Annotated in this window: 14 protein-coding genes; 9 read left to right on the top strand and 5 right to left on the bottom strand. The window is 63.3% G+C overall.

Annotated elements, in window-relative coordinates; translation table 11 throughout:
• Positions 1–45: 45 nt before the first annotated feature.
• The 3 genes from I6F12_RS16170 to I6F12_RS16160 form a co-directional block, all read right to left on the bottom strand.
• Positions 46–1,812, bottom strand: a complete 1,767-nt coding sequence (locus tag I6F12_RS16170) for an adenylate/guanylate cyclase domain-containing protein (protein WP_035998656.1) — start codon at positions 1,810–1,812, stop codon at positions 46–48.
• An 87-nt stretch (positions 1,813–1,899) separates the two neighbouring features.
• A complete protein-coding gene (locus I6F12_RS16165) occupies positions 1,900–2,172 on the bottom strand; it encodes a DUF2312 domain-containing protein (RefSeq protein ID WP_018641571.1) in 273 nt (90 codons plus the stop codon).
• A 195-nt stretch (positions 2,173–2,367) separates the two neighbouring features.
• On the bottom strand, positions 2,368–2,673 hold the full coding sequence (locus I6F12_RS16160; RefSeq protein WP_035998652.1) for a DUF1244 domain-containing protein: 306 nt from the start codon (positions 2,671–2,673) through the stop codon (positions 2,368–2,370).
• A gap of 153 nt (positions 2,674–2,826) precedes the next feature.
• On the opposite strand from I6F12_RS16160, the gene I6F12_RS16155 reads away from it, so the two are divergent.
• From I6F12_RS16155 to I6F12_RS16145, 3 genes are all read left to right on the top strand, one after another.
• A complete protein-coding gene (locus tag I6F12_RS16155) occupies positions 2,827–3,408 on the top strand; it encodes a DUF1036 domain-containing protein (RefSeq protein WP_035998649.1) in 582 nt (193 codons plus the stop codon).
• Positions 3,405–4,841 carry a pyruvate kinase gene (pyk, locus tag I6F12_RS16150; protein ID WP_225136420.1) on the top strand — a complete coding sequence of 479 codons (1,437 nt, stop codon included), beginning with the start codon at positions 3,405–3,407 and terminating at the stop codon, positions 4,839–4,841. Before I6F12_RS16155 ends, pyk begins: the two co-directional genes overlap by 4 nt.
• Positions 4,842–5,090: 249 nt before the next feature.
• Positions 5,091–5,999, top strand: coding sequence for an EamA family transporter (locus tag I6F12_RS16145; RefSeq protein ID WP_225156813.1), 909 nt, complete (start codon positions 5,091–5,093; stop codon positions 5,997–5,999).
• 33 nt (positions 6,000–6,032) lie between these two features.
• Here the strand turns inward: I6F12_RS16145 and I6F12_RS16140 are convergent, their stop codons facing one another.
• A complete protein-coding gene (locus tag I6F12_RS16140) occupies positions 6,033–6,713 on the bottom strand; it encodes a TetR/AcrR family transcriptional regulator (RefSeq protein ID WP_057028549.1) in 681 nt (226 codons plus the stop codon).
• A 438-nt stretch (positions 6,714–7,151) separates the two neighbouring features.
• On the opposite strand from I6F12_RS16140, the gene I6F12_RS16135 reads away from it, so the two are divergent.
• From I6F12_RS16135 to I6F12_RS16110, 6 genes are all read left to right on the top strand, one after another.
• On the top strand, positions 7,152–7,877 hold the full coding sequence (locus tag I6F12_RS16135; RefSeq protein ID WP_225141180.1) for a hypothetical protein: 726 nt from the start codon (positions 7,152–7,154) through the stop codon (positions 7,875–7,877).
• Positions 7,878–8,129: 252 nt separating this feature from the next.
• The gene (locus I6F12_RS16130; RefSeq protein WP_225156812.1) at positions 8,130–8,549 is read left to right on the top strand and encodes a hypothetical protein; all 420 of its coding nucleotides are present in this window, start codon (positions 8,130–8,132) and stop codon (positions 8,547–8,549) included.
• A gap of 313 nt (positions 8,550–8,862) precedes the next feature.
• Positions 8,863–10,461 (top strand): glycosyltransferase 87 family protein, encoded by a 1,599-nt coding sequence (locus tag I6F12_RS16125; RefSeq protein WP_225156811.1) that lies wholly within the window; start codon positions 8,863–8,865, stop codon positions 10,459–10,461.
• Positions 10,462–10,836: 375 nt separating this feature from the next.
• Complete coding sequence (locus I6F12_RS16120) at positions 10,837–11,763, top strand: glycosyltransferase family 87 protein (RefSeq protein WP_225156810.1); 927 nt, start codon at positions 10,837–10,839, stop codon at positions 11,761–11,763.
• Between the two features lie 16 nt (positions 11,764–11,779).
• Positions 11,780–11,923, top strand: coding sequence for a hypothetical protein (locus I6F12_RS16115; protein WP_156447004.1), 144 nt, complete (start codon positions 11,780–11,782; stop codon positions 11,921–11,923).
• A gap of 91 nt (positions 11,924–12,014) precedes the next feature.
• Positions 12,015–12,311, top strand: coding sequence for a hypothetical protein (locus I6F12_RS16110; RefSeq protein WP_035998615.1), 297 nt, complete (start codon positions 12,015–12,017; stop codon positions 12,309–12,311).
• 147 nt (positions 12,312–12,458) lie between these two features.
• Here the strand turns inward: I6F12_RS16110 and I6F12_RS16105 are convergent, their stop codons facing one another.
• On the bottom strand, positions 12,459–13,688 hold the full coding sequence (locus tag I6F12_RS16105; RefSeq protein WP_225156809.1) for a glycosyltransferase family 87 protein: 1,230 nt from the start codon (positions 13,686–13,688) through the stop codon (positions 12,459–12,461).
• Between the last annotated feature and the right edge of the window lie 36 nt (positions 13,689–13,724).

Genomic DNA, 13,724 nt, shown 5'->3' with positions numbered 1-13,724 from the left:
TCTGTACCAGCAAAGCTCTCTCTGTTCGTCCTTGCCCGGGGTTGATCAAGCCGGCAAGCCGGCCGCGATGAGGCCGGCCTCGTGACGCTGCCGGTCGGGCTCGCGCTTGTAGTGCAGCGTCGCAAGATAAGCTGCCACCGAGAATCCCGGTTCGCGCTTCAAGACCTCGGCGGCGTGAGCGCCGGCCGCGATCGCGTTCTTCATCTGCGCGAATGTCGCCGCCAGGAACGCATGATGGGTATAGTCGGGGCGCGTGATCCTTGAAAACGCCTCGGCGGCCTCGGCGTATTTCTCCGCGCAATAATAGGCGCGGCCCAGATGGCTCCAGAAGCGCTCGGGATGATAGGGGTTGAGACGCATCGCTTTCCTGATCCAGTCGATGCCTTCCTCCGGCAGGCCCAGCCAGGTCAGAAGCTCTCCCTGTTGCACGACGACCAGGTCGTAGTTGGGATTGAGGGCGAGTGCACGCTCCTGGTGATAGGTGGCCTTTTCGTAGTCGTGTCGCGTCAGATTGAGCGCGGCGAGAATTCGGTGCACGTCCGCGTCGTTGTCGTCGAGCGCCAACGCAATTTCCAGCTCCGAAGCAACCTGCTCGAAGGTCGCCTCGCGGTCGGCGCACCAGCCATAGATCCAGCACTGACCGAGCACGCATGCCTTCCAGGCATGAGCGTGGGCATAGTTCGGATCCATCGCCAGCGCGCGGTTGAGCAGCGTCTGCGCCTGAGCGTTGTCGTCGCGGGTTGACCGATGATGCAGGAGCTTCGCAGCCAACACGCATTCGTAAGCGGGCATGTTGTCGGTCGGCTTGCGCTTGGTGCGGTCGTGCGTTGCGGCTTCTACCCGACCCGGCAACGTCGCCACGATCGCGCGGGTCATCTCGTCCTGGATGGCGAAGATATCCCGGAGCTCGCGGTCGTAGCGTTCCGCCCAGATATGGCGGTCGGTCTCTGCATCGATCAGCTGCACGGTGACGCGGACGCGCTCGCCGGCCTTGCGAACGCTGCCCTCGATGACATAGTCGACTCCGAACTCACGGCCGATGTCCTGGACCTTTACGGCCTTTCCCTTGTAGACGAACGTCGAGTTGCGGGAGATGACGAGCAGGTCGTGGAAGCGCGAAAGCTCGGTGATGATGTCCTCGGTGAGACCGTCAGCGAAGAACTCCTGCTCCGGATCGCCGCTCATATTGGCGAACGGCAGCACGGCGATGGACGGCTTCTTCGAAACACCCGGCGGCGTCAGAGCACGATTGGACCCGTCAGGCAGGCTTGCGGGCCCCTCCGCCAGCCGAATGCGGAAGATGCGGATTGGACGGGCGATGTTCTTGACGCTCTGTTCACCGAGATCGTCGAACTGAACGCCGTCGAGCCGGTCGCCGACCTGATCGCGCACCGCGCCGGAGACGCAGATTCCTCCGGGCTCGGCCAGCGTCTCCAGCCGCGCCGCGACGTTGACGCCATCGCCGAATATGTCGTTCTGATCGACGATGACGTCGCCGAGATTGATGCCGATGCGGAATTGGATCCACCGCGGCGGCGGGACGTCGGCATTGCGCCGCGCCATGCGGCGCTGAACCTCGGCCGCACATAGCACGGCATCGACGACGCTGTGGAATTCCGCGAGCATGCCGTCGCCGGTCGTCTTGATGATACGGCCGCGATTCTTGGCAATGGCAGGATCGATGAGCTCGACACGATGGGTCTTGAGGCGCGCAAGAGTGCCGGCCTCGTCGACCTCCATCAGCCGGCTGAAGCCGACCATGTCGGCAGCGAGAACCGCGGCAAGCCTGCGCTCTGGTCCCGGCACATCCATCGCTCGGTCCCTTCACCGAGCAACCTAGCAGATGCCGAGATTTTGCCCAAGCTTGGTGCGCTGCAACGCCGACCGGGCGGGGGGGCCTCAGAGCATCCCCAGCGCCTGCATGTAGGTCTCGAGGATGGTCTCGGCCTCGGCGCGCTCGTTGGGGTCCTGCTTGCGCAGGCGCACGATGGTGCGCAGCGCCTTGACGTCGTAGCCGTTGCCCTTGCTTTCGGCATAGACGTCGCGGATGTCGTCGGAGATCGCCTTCTTCTCTTCCTCCAGCCGCTCGATGCGCTCGATGATGGATTTGAGCTGGTCCTTGGCGAATTTCGTCGCGGGCTCGTCGTCGCGGACGGCGGCGGAGGTGGCCATCTTGGTACTCCCAATGGAACTGGCAAAACGAGGTGACGCCGGCATCCCTCACCGCGCGTGCTGGGTAGACCCTTAGGGTCGGCGCTCCCAGCGTTCAAGCAAGCATCACGCTCGTCCACAGCGCGCCCACACCTTCCTGCGCCGACGCACAGAAAGCTGTTGTGTGGTGCGACTCAGGGCTCGGCGATGGGCCGTTCAATGCCCGTGGGGATGGACCTTCTTCATCGCCTCGAGCTGCTCGGGCGTGGCCGTGCCCTGGTGCTTCGCCTTCCAGGTCTCATAGGGCATGCCGTAGACGGCCTCCCGGCTCTCGTCCTTGCTCAAGGCGACGCCCTGGGCGTCCGCGGCGTCCTTGAGCCAGTTGGACAGGCAATTGCGGCAGAAGCCGGCCAGATTCATCAGGTCGATGTTCTGGACGTCGGTGCGGCTCCGCAGATGCTCGACCAAGCGCCGAAAAGCGGCCGCCTCGAGCTCCGTTCTGGTTTTGTCGTCGATTGCCATGGCTGTCTTCCTCAAGGTCCGTTCCGGGGCAGGGTTACGGGATCAGGTGGGTCTTGTCACAGATTTTGCCATATCGCGGCGCAAAGGGGCCACTGCCCGGCTGCCCCCGGCCCAACGCCAAATCGTCAATGATCTGGTATAGCTTCCGCGACAATGACTGCCGAATCTCCCCGCTCCCCGCTTTACCTGCTCGCCCGGTTGGTCCCGGTGCTGGTGGTCGCCCTGGCGTGCCTCTACGCCGGCCCGGCCTCCGCCGATTTCCGCCTCTGCAACAACACGTCGAGCCGGGTCGGGATCGCGCTCGGCTACAAGGACGCCGAGGGCTGGACCACCGAGGGCTGGTGGAACATCTCGTCCCGTTCCTGCGAGACGCTGCTGCGCGGCACGCTGGTCGCCCGGTACTACTACATCTACGCCATCGACTACGACCGCGGCGGCGAATGGTCGGGCCAAGCCTTCATGTGCTCCCGCGACAAGGAGTTCACCATCCGCGGCACCGAGGATTGCCTGGCCCGCGGCTATGACCGCACCGGCTATTTCGAGGTCGACACCGGCGAGCAGCGCGCCTGGACGGTGCAGCTGACCGACGCCAACGAACAGCCGGCGCAGCAGCGCGTGCCTGGCCTGCCCGGCCCGGTGGGCCCGGGCGGCGTTCCGGGTTTGCCCAATAGCCCGCCCGGTGCTACGCCCCCGGGCTCGCCCGGCCTGCCACCCCCGTCTGGAAATAAGCCATGAGGCGCCTTCGCCGTATCAAGATTCTCGCGACCCTGGGACCAGCCTCTTCAGACCTCGCGATGATCCGTCGCCTGTTCGAGGCGGGCGCCGACCTGTTCCGCATCAACATGAGCCACACCCCGCATGACAAGATGCGGGAGCTGGTGGCGACGATCCGCAACGTCGAGAGCAGCTACGGCCGGCCGATCGGCATCCTGGTCGACCTGCAGGGCCCGAAGCTGAGACTGGGCTCCTTTGCCGAAGGGGCGATCCAGCTCCAGAACGGACAGACCTTCACGCTGGATTCCGACAAGACACCCGGCGATGCCACGCGCGTCCAGCTCCCGCATCCGGAGATCCTGGCGGCGCTCAGGCCCGGCCATGCGCTGCTGCTAGACGACGGCAAGGTGCGGCTGATCGCGGAGGAGACCTCGAAGGAGCATGCGGTGACGCGTGTCGTGGTCGGCGGCAAGATGAGCGACCGCAAGGGCGTCAGCCTGCCCGACACCGACCTGCCGGTCTCGGCGATGACGCCCAAGGACCGCGCCGACCTCGAGGCCGCCCTCGTCACCGGCGTCGACTGGATCGCGCTGTCCTTCGTGCAGCGCGCCGACGACGTGATCGAGGCCAAGAAGATGATCCGCGGCCGGGCCGCCGTGATGGCCAAGATCGAGAAGCCGCAGGCAATCGACCGCCTCGCCGACATCATCGAGGCTTCCGATGCGCTGATGGTGGCGCGCGGCGACCTCGGCGTCGAGCTGCCGCTGGAGCGGGTGCCGAGCCTGCAGAAGCAGATGACGCGGATGGCGCGCCGCGCCGGCAAGCCGGTGGTGATCGCGACCCAGATGCTGGAATCGATGATCCAGTCGCCGGTGCCGACCCGCGCCGAGGTCTCCGACGTCGCCACCGCGGTCTATGAGGGCGCCGACGCCATCATGCTGTCGGCGGAATCGGCGGCCGGCAAGTTCCCGGTCGAGGCGGTCTCGACCATGAACCGCATCGGCGAGGAGGTCGAGCGCGATCCGACCTACCGTTCGGTGATCATGGCCCAACGTCCGGCGCCGGAATCCACCGCGGGCGATGCCATCGCCGACGCCGCGCGGCAGATCGCCGAGACGCTCGACCTGCCGGCCTTGATCTGCTGGACCTCATCGGGCTCGACCGCCGTGCGCGTGGCGCGCGAGCGGCCGAAGCCGCCGATCGTGGCGATCACGCCGAACATCACCGCCGGCCGCCGGCTCGCGGTCGCCTGGGGCGTGCATTGCGTGGTGGCGGAGGACGCGCGCGACCAGGACGACATGGTGAGCCGCGCCGGCCAGATCGCCTTCCGCGACGGTTTCGTCCGCGCCGGCCAGCGCGTCATCATCGTCGCCGGCGTGCCGCTCGGCATCCCCGGCACCACCAACATGGTGCGCATCGCCTCGGTCGGGCCCGAGGGCGACGCGAACATATGAGGGTCCGCCAGGGCGGCCAAACAAAAAGTCAAAAAACAACCCCATGCACAGTAGCCGGCCGCTCGGCCGGACCTTGCCGGGGTTTTGCGAAAAGACACGCTCGGGCAATGGCCTGAGCTCGATCAGATCGCCTTTTGGCTCGCGGCGCGATTTCTTCAGGTCCCAAACCAGCGCCTGGTTCGCCGGCATCAGCGTCTGCTGCACCAAGCCGCGGGGGCGGCGAGAAGTTGTTCGAATGGAATCGGTCGCATGGCCACCGTAGAATCCGAAGCCCGCGCCCGCCCGACGCTGGGCATCGTGCTCATGGCGGCCGCGATGCTTTCGATCCCGCTGGTCGATGGGATCGCCAAATATCTGAGCGCCGACTATTCGCCGCTCTTCATCGCCTGGGCGCGCTACGCCGTGGCAAGCGCCGTCGTCCTTCCGGTGGCCGCGATCAGGTACAAAGGAGAGATCTTTCCCGCCGAACGGCGCGCCTCCCATATGCTGCGGACGGTGTTCCTCGTCACCGGGATGACACTTTACTTCCTGTCCATCGCGACCGTTCCGCTGGCTACAGCCGTCAGCGCCTATTTCGTGGGGCCGGTCATCGCGGTCGCGCTCGCCGCCATGGTCCTGAAGGAGCGTTTGACGCAACGAAAGATCGCGAGCCTGGCGCTGGGCTTCACCGGCGCCATCGTCATTCTGCGCCCGAACGGCGACATCGAGCCCGGCATCCTGCTGGCGCTCGGCGCCGGGCTAACGTTCGCGCTCTATCTGATCGCAACGCGGCAGGCTTCTCTGGTCAGCGATCCCGTCAAGACGCTCGCCTTCCAGTGTGTCGTCGGCATGGTGCTCCTGACGCCACAAGCCATCTTGACCTGGACCACACCGGCTTGGGACGCTGTCATGTTTTTTCTGGCTTTGGGTGCGCTCTCTGCTGTCAGTCATGTCCTGTCCATCGCGGCATTTCGCTTCGCCGAAGCGTCCACCCTATCGCCGCTGGTCTATCTCGAACTGCTCGGTTCCACAGCCATCGGCTATCTTGTCTTCAAGGATATCCCGCAAGGCTCCATGATCGCCGGAGCCGTCCTCATTGTGACCGCCGGGCTCATTCTTCTGAAGCGTCCCACCGGGGTTGATCAGTCCGGCCGGGAAAATGCTGATGTAGCAGGATAACAGCGGGCCCGGGCGATCCCGGTGGCGGTCGGCTCAGGCGCCGACCAGCGCCTTGGTCGTCGGCAGCAGCGTCTGCTGCACCACGAGGCCGCGGGCACGAGCGTCCATGACGCCGACGGCGCGCAGCGCCAGCAGGGTCACGGTCTGCACCGCATCGCGCATCTTGACGGGATCATCGAGATTGTCGGGCGCGAGCGGGCCGACGAGCGCCTCATGCAGCGCGCCGAGCAAGGCGGTGGCCGCAAGCGCGGTGTCCTGCGCCGGCAGATGGCCGGCACGCACGGCGGCGTCGATCCGGGAGGCGATCTCGCCGGCGATCTCGCGCCGGCTGGCAAGGCGCGAGGCGCTGACATCGACATCGACCGGCTCGGCCAGGATGCCCCAAGCCAGCCTGCGCTGCGACAGCGTATGCACCGCCACGGTGGTGACCGCGGCCGCCAGCGCCGAGGACGGCCCCGGCGCGGCATCTGCCGCTCTTCGGATCGCCGCGAGCTCGTCGCGAGAGACCTCGGCAATGAGCTCGGAGATCAGCTCGGCCTTGGAGGGGAAATAGCGATAGACGGTGCCGGCCGCGACATTGGCCCGTACCGCGACCGGCGCGATCTGCACCGCCGCCATCCCGCCTTCCGCCGCCGCCTCCCGCGCCGCCGCCAGTATGGCGCTGCGCCGCGCCGCAAGGCGCTTAACCACTTGATGCGTCCGCCGATAAACCATGGCGCGCTTCCTGTCCCACACGCCGGCCGCACGCCCTGCGGCCGAACGCTTCTCACGCACTAGATGCAAATCGCCCCGCAAGGACTGAACAACTATTCAGGGTGAATGACAAGATGCAAATGCGTGGGGCGTCATGGTGGGCGGACGGGGGCGTCAAACGAACCGGTCGAGAGACTGAACGAGTATTCTTGGAGGGCTTGGATCGCACAATGTGAATTCAGTGGTCGGTGTTTCGCCTGTGAGTGTTCCGGCTGGATTGCGCTACGATCATATACTTATAGGTTCATTTATCCTGTTCGCAGCCAGACGTTGACGCGCGCCTGGTGCAGTGTGCTGATGGCATCGATCTTCACTGCCAGGCAGTTTTCGAAGCCTCGAAAGACTCGGCGCTCTCTCAAGCTGCGGTGGACAGTCTCATGGACGAACGGAGCGTGCGTCATGAAGCGGCTCTTGGGCCTCGCGCTCATTCTCTTTCTGATGCCGACGCCAGACCGCGCGGCAGCCGGTGAATTATTTTCGGTGCGGTGTGAAGGCGGCATTCCCGCCCGCCTCTACTTCGCGACGTTCGACGTCGATGCCAAAGCTGTCGTGTTTGAGACGCCGCCGATAGACCTCGAAACAAATTTCGGCATCACTACACGTTCTGGAGAAATCATTTCCAAAAACGATGGAAAGATCGAATTCATGCTGCGCGTTCGTCCAGGTCGGATCGGCCTGATCTTTGATAGCAACAAGAAGACGATGACTTGGCCGGGACTCGACGACCCCACCTTTCGGCCGACATTAACCCATCCGTGCACTGTCACGCCCCCGAGAAGCATTTTGAGCTTAGGGGTTCGCGATCCCATTCTGAATCCGATCTCTGTACGCTGTGAACACACGGGCGCTGTGTACTTCACGATGGATGCAGCTTCGAAACAAGCACTCTTCGAGCGTGGCAAGGAGGGAAGAGGGTTTCGCGGTGAAGTCACCGATGCCGGCCAGGATGACGTCACGCTCTCGATGAATTTCGAGGTCCCCCGCCGGGTCGTATGGAGCAGAAGCCGCCAGACCATCACGATTGAAGGCATCGATGGCGATGCAGCGCGACCTCGCACTGTCGTGCAATGTCAAGAAGTCCCGCCTCGAACAATGATGGAATTCCATAGAGAGTCGCAGCGGTAAGAGACGCCTCTCCACGGCAGCAACAATCGAAGAAAACGAAAGACTGGGCGACCGTGCCGACGACATGAACGTTGATGGTGCGTCGTCATGAGACGCAAACTCGCTGCACGCGGAGCAAGCTGCGCCATTCTCGTTCTGGCGTTGCCCACAGCCATCTTTTCGGCCGAGCAGCCGACCAAGAACCAAACGCTCCAAGTCCGATTCGCGGCACATTTGGTCCCGGCAAGCTCATCTTGGAGAGGAGAACGAAAGATGCTGCTCACAGCCGGATCCGAGCTGCCCGTTATGTACTTTCTCGATAAGCCTCCGAGCGATATTCGCACGTCAACATTACCCACGACGGCCAAGGAAGTACTGCTGGCGAGAGTGCGGCTACTGGGGACTGCGGCCGGCCTGGGTGGGCGGATTCCACCGGGAGGCCGTGGGAACGATTCTCTCAGGGAGCGTCTCGCGGTCAGCCTCAGGGTTCTCGAAGTCCAGAGCGGAAATGCATCGGTCGACTCGGTCTTCGACGCGACGTTCGGAGTAACTGATCAAACCCATTCCCTAATTCCGATGCCGCGTACCAAGTCCGAGCTGGAGAGGGATTATTTTGTCGTCGTGTACGCGGACGATGGCGGTCATTGGCATTTGGCCGGATTTCCGATGAGCGAGGCAGAGTATCAGAGTTGAGAAGAGAAATTCTGGAACGATGAGCGCGAGCGCATGGGCATCAGGCCCTAAACGCTGCAGGTCGACCCGGAGGACCGATTCGAGCCCTCGACTACTCGCGACTTTGACGTGCAATCACGCAAAGTTCCCGCATTGATTCATACAACTTTAACTGGCTATCCATAGTCATACGGTTGTAAATTGGAATTCGGCAATGCATTTCACGAGCGGGCTTTCTGCGGTTCAGCGACCCGGCTCTGCTCCTGATGTTCCCGGCGCATATGGCGCCTTGATGCTGGAACGCGCGGCGATTTCTTCCGATCCGCGAGAGGTCATGTCCCTTCCCGCGGCCGACAGGCTGCGGCGGTCGTGGAGGGCGAAGCAGCGCGGCAATGCGCTTGCAGCCATCGCCGTTGTCGTCTGCGCGATGCTGGCGGGCGCGCTCTACACCCTGGCGATGGGCGAAGACGTCAACTGGGATTGGCAGAACTACCACGAATACAATGTCTGGGCCGTTCTCAACGGCCGCTATGGCGTCGATGTGGTCCCGCCGGGCTTTCAGACCTACTTCAATCCGCTCGTCTATTTCCCAGTCTACTATCTCCGCCATGTGCTGCCGGCGCCCTATGGGCTGATGATCATCGGCGCCGTTCACGGCCTCAACCTCGCGCTGATCTGCCTGTTCGCACGTCTGGTGCTGCGCCAGGCCGCGACCATCGCGCCGGTCGCAGCAGTGGTCGTCATCGCTGCCTCGGGTCCGATGACGCTCTCGGAAGTCGGCACGAGCTTTTCCGACGTGCTGCTGGCCTTGCCCGTGATCGGTGGCTGCCTTCTGATCCTGGTGGCGGATCGCCGACCCGCGATCTGCGTCCTGCTCGCGGGATTGCTGATCGGTGCCGCCGTCGGGCTGAAGCTGACCAATGTCGTCTACGCGATCGGCGCTGCCGCGGCGCTGCTCGTCTCCGCGCGTCCGCTTCGCGCGATCGCGCTTCTTGGCATCGGCGGGATGGCCGGCGCGGCGCTCACCGGCGGCGGATGGTGCCTGATCACGTGGCGCGACACCGGCAATCCGATCTTCCCGCTGTTCAATGCACTGTTCCAGTCGAGCGAGGTGGCCGGCGTCAACCTGATGGATGCGCAGTTCATGCCTTATGGCGTGCTCGACGCATTGGCCTACCCCTTCTACTGGCTGATCGGCGACCACCGCGGCGCGGAGCATCCGTTCCGCGACGCGCGCTTCGCGGTGGTGATGGTCCTGTTCGTGCTCGGCCTGTGGGTCCGCGCGAGGCGCAAGAGCGCGATCCTCACCCGGGGTGACGTGCAGCTGGTGGTGCTGTTTGCGGCCTCTTACCTCGCATGGCTCGGCTTGTTCTCGATCCAGCGCTATGCGGTGGTTCTGGAGCTCCTGTGCGGTCCGCTGATCGTTCTCCTGCTCACGCGCCTCGCCGCGAGCACCGGACCGTCATCGCTGACGGCGTCCCCTCGTCCGCTCGCCGTGTTGACGTTGACGCTCGCAGTCGCGATCGCAGCGTGGTCGCAGCCGGCGGACTGGTGGCACCGCCCCTGGTCCGACCTCTACCGGCCGAAGATCGCCCACGAGCTCGATCAGCCCGCGACCTATTTCATCCTCGGCAAGCCGCTGGCCTATATCGCGCCGCAGCTGCCCTCCCAATCCCGCTTCTACCTGCTCGCCGATATCGCCGTGCCGATCGTCCCCGGCGGCATCTTCGACCAGCGCATTCGCGCCGGGCTGAAGACGCCGCTGCCCGGCGGCGTCCGCGAATTGCACATGCGCGGCGATCCGGACCGCAGCGCGCTGCTGGATCGCTACGAGCTCACCATCGATCGCTCCCGGCCCTGCGTCACCATTGAGGGCGCCCGCCCCGGCACGGTGATCGAAAGTTGCCCGCTGATCGCGCGGACTGCGCATTAGTCGCCGTCCGCGCGGAACTCAAACTTGAGAACCATCGCGCCTCTCGAACAGAGGCCTTACCCTTTGAGCGTACAATGAGTCATGGCAAGCTCGGCACAGACAATCCAGCATCAGTAAGGATCTACGCGTCCCTCACCGTGGTCGCTGCGGCCATTCTGCTGGCGGTTGTCATATTTGACTTCCACCTGGCAGCAGCCCAGTCGTTCCCATCGTTCGTACTTGACCCAGGCGGCTTTCCGGTTGGTCGAGATTTTCTGAACACTTGGATAGGCGGCCGATCGGCTTTTCCGGCGGCCCTGCGGACTGGTTTGATTCCAGCGCCTACATGGCTGCGATAGCGAAGGTGACCGGCATTCCCGATTTGGCACCTCTGTATTGGTCGTATCCGCCGCATCTTCTGTTCTTCATTTGGCCCTTTTGCTCGGTTTTCTGCCGTCGTACATTGTGTGGTGCGTCACCGGGCTTGCCCTGTACGTTTGGGCGGCAACATCATGTGGTGTCGAACGAAAATACTGGGTGTTTCTGGCCGTCGCACCTGCCGTCACGGTTAACGTATTCCTCGGCCAAAATGGCTTCTTGACCGCTGCGCTCTTGATCGGCGGTCTGGCAAACCTCGAGCGGCGGCCGATACTCGCTGGAATTTTGTTTGGTATGCTGACTATCAAGCCGCAACTCGGACTCCTGCTTCCGATCGTGCTGGTGCTGGGAGGGCACTGGCGAGTCATTGGTTCAGCCGTCGTCATGACGGTGTCGCTTGTCGCCGCGACTGCAGCATGGTTTGGGCCAGAAATCTGGATCGCATATTGGCATAAAGTTTTGCCGCAACAGCACGAACTGCTCGACGTGGCAGGTATCATGGGCTGGCCGATCGTTGCCTCAGCCTTGATCAACGCCCGCCTTGCGGGTCTTCCGGCTGATTTGGCCTGGGTAGTGCAAGGAGCGGCGTCGGTATGCGCCGTCGGTGCGGTGGTTTGGACGTTCTGGCGCAAGCGCGATCCGGTCCTCTCACTAGCGCTCTTCGTTACCGCCACCTTCTTGTTTTCACCCTGGATCATGAACTACGACATGGTCGTATTCGGATGGATTGTCGCGCTTCTGCGTCAGCGCGGAAACGAAGCATTCGCCGATCAAATTCTTTCGCTTGCGTTGTGGATGTTGCCTATTCTGATGTTTCCATTCGGCTTCGCGCAAATACCGATTGCTTTACTGATCCTCCCCTTGTTCGCCGCTCGTCTGCTGTGGCGGTTGTCCAATGATAGATCAAAGCAAGCCTCGTCAGTGACGTCGCCAGCGTTAGCTTGAGTGGCGACATTTCCTGTTGCGCGACGCCATCGAGTTCGATGAAGACATCGAGTGCCCGTTCAATTGCGGGCGAGATGTCAACGGTTCGCACGGGAACCTCGCAGGCGAAAAAGGGGAGCCTTGGCTGTTGGCGCTCGCCAAACCGGCGCCTTTGACCTAAGCGAACTTTCCGCTTCGTGCTATACGCTGCATCTAAGCAGCAGGACGGAAAACCTATTGCGCGAAGATTATGAGCTAGTCGGTGGACGCGGATGTATCGAGAACTCTCCATCTGGAAACGAATTGACGCCAAAAGAGCAGTTCACTTCAGATGCTTTGAGGATGTTGCGTCGCACCTTTTCTGCGTCCAAAGCGCCGACTTCTATGCCTTGCCGGTGACGGTCGACGCCCGTCGCGAGCTCGACCGCCAATTCATCGAGCTCTTTATCGAAGTGGAGCCGAAGAAACGCAGTCGATGGTTCGCCACCGTTGAGCAGGCCGTTGCTGCACATGAGGAGGAGTTTTCCTCGATGGCTCGAATTATCGCCGAGCGGGAAAGGAAGCGATAACGCGGTGTCCGGAACGGGCCCATCGCAGCAGTTGAGGAATATCAATTGTTCCGCCGCCTAATAGATGGTGCAGCCTCCATCATTGCGCTGACGGCGAACGCCTCACGCCCCAACGTCTCACCCGGAGACCGAGCATGACTGAACTCCTCAGCTCGTTCGCGTGAGAGCGAGCTGCGCCGATGCGGCCTCGGCACTCCGCCAGGCTGCGCAGCGTCCGAGGATCAGCCCGAACACGATCAGGATCGCCGGGAAGCCGACCGGTTGCCCGAGAAACAGGAAGCTCGCAAGCAGCGCGAAGACGAGCGCCAGCGCCATCACCTCGTGGCGTGCGAAACCTTCATCGAGCCCGGCGCGGATGAGGAACGCCACCGCGATGCCCAGCACGACCAGATCGTACATGAAAAGATAGGGCGTCGTGAGCAGCGTCGCCGTGGCGAGCATCGCTGCCTTGAGGGCGTAGGGCAGCCGGCTCCGCCACACCACGACCAGCGCCACGGCCACAGAAGCGGTCAACACCCACTGGAAGATCCATGCGAGCTGCTCGGTGCCGCCGACATAGCGCACCAGCGCGAAGATGCTCTGCATCTTGAACCAGGGCGCCCTGCCTTCGGTCAGGAAGGCCTGGGAGAACATCGGAATCCAGTGGAAGAACGCCTGCCAGCTTTCGGTGCCGAAGGCGAGCCAGGACATCGCGGCGATCGCGACGGTGACGATCGCGGCGGTGAACAGCACGGTCCATTCGGCGGCGGCGAAGAGAACCAGCGGAAACAAGAGACCGTATTGCGGCTTGTAGCTGAGAAGGCCGAGACAGATGCCGGCCAGCACCGGCCGCGTCGGCAGCAGATAGAGCATGCCGCCGATCAGCGAGGCCGTGAGGAAACCGTTCTGCCCGACCAGGATGTTGAGGAAGGCTGCCGGAAATCCAACCGCAATCAGAAGGCCCGCATTGCGTCCGATGATCGCGCGCATCACGGCGAGATAAGGCACCATGCTGAAGGCGGCCCAGCCGATGAAGGCGATCGCATAGGGAAATTGCGCGAGGAAGGACGCGACGAACAGGAAGGGCGGCGGATAGTGCCAGGCGAAATGGCCGACGAAATCCTGCTTGAGCAGCGCAAGCTCGACCTGCTTCTGAATGTCCCAATCCCAGGCCTGCGCGGGATGCCCCTCGAGCGCCAGTCTTCCGGCCGCCCAGACGTTGACGAAATCAGTGGGGATGCCGCGCCCGTCGGCGTCAAAGATCCAGAGATGGGCGAGATAGGCCGTCGGAAAATACGCCAGCGTGACGATCGCCAGCACGAAGGAGATGTTGACGAGGATCGCTGGGACCGCACCGTGACGGCCGATTGCAGGCGGAACGGAGGAGGCTTCGGCCATGCGGCTTCCTTACGCGATCATGTGAGGCGGATACGT

The organism is Bradyrhizobium sp. IC4059, assembly GCF_020193615.1.
Lineage (GTDB): Bacteria > Pseudomonadota > Alphaproteobacteria > Rhizobiales > Xanthobacteraceae > Bradyrhizobium > Bradyrhizobium yuanmingense.
This window is presented reverse-complemented; position numbering and strand designations above follow the sequence as displayed.

Bases quoted from the DNA above. Each gene is read 5' to 3' on its own strand.
- I6F12_RS16170 (WP_035998656.1), bottom strand. From the start codon at position 1,812: ATGGATGTGCCGGGACCAGAGCGCAGGCTTGCCGCGGTTCTCGCTGCC.
- I6F12_RS16165 (WP_018641571.1), bottom strand. From the start codon at position 2,172: ATGGCCACCTCCGCCGCCGTCCGCGACGACGAGCCCGCGACGAAATTC.
- I6F12_RS16160 (WP_035998652.1), bottom strand. From the start codon at position 2,673: ATGGCAATCGACGACAAAACCAGAACGGAGCTCGAGGCGGCCGCTTTT.
- I6F12_RS16155 (WP_035998649.1), top strand. From the start codon at position 2,827: ATGACTGCCGAATCTCCCCGCTCCCCGCTTTACCTGCTCGCCCGGTTG.
- pyk (WP_225136420.1), top strand. From the start codon at position 3,405: ATGAGGCGCCTTCGCCGTATCAAGATTCTCGCGACCCTGGGACCAGCC.
- I6F12_RS16145 (WP_225156813.1), top strand. From the start codon at position 5,091: ATGGCCACCGTAGAATCCGAAGCCCGCGCCCGCCCGACGCTGGGCATC.
- I6F12_RS16140 (WP_057028549.1), bottom strand. From the start codon at position 6,713: ATGGTTTATCGGCGGACGCATCAAGTGGTTAAGCGCCTTGCGGCGCGG.
- I6F12_RS16135 (WP_225141180.1), top strand. From the start codon at position 7,152: ATGAAGCGGCTCTTGGGCCTCGCGCTCATTCTCTTTCTGATGCCGACG.
- I6F12_RS16130 (WP_225156812.1), top strand. From the start codon at position 8,130: ATGCTGCTCACAGCCGGATCCGAGCTGCCCGTTATGTACTTTCTCGAT.
- I6F12_RS16125 (WP_225156811.1), top strand. From the start codon at position 8,863: ATGTCCCTTCCCGCGGCCGACAGGCTGCGGCGGTCGTGGAGGGCGAAG.
- I6F12_RS16110 (WP_035998615.1), top strand. From the start codon at position 12,015: ATGTATCGAGAACTCTCCATCTGGAAACGAATTGACGCCAAAAGAGCA.
- I6F12_RS16105 (WP_225156809.1), bottom strand. From the start codon at position 13,688: ATGGCCGAAGCCTCCTCCGTTCCGCCTGCAATCGGCCGTCACGGTGCG.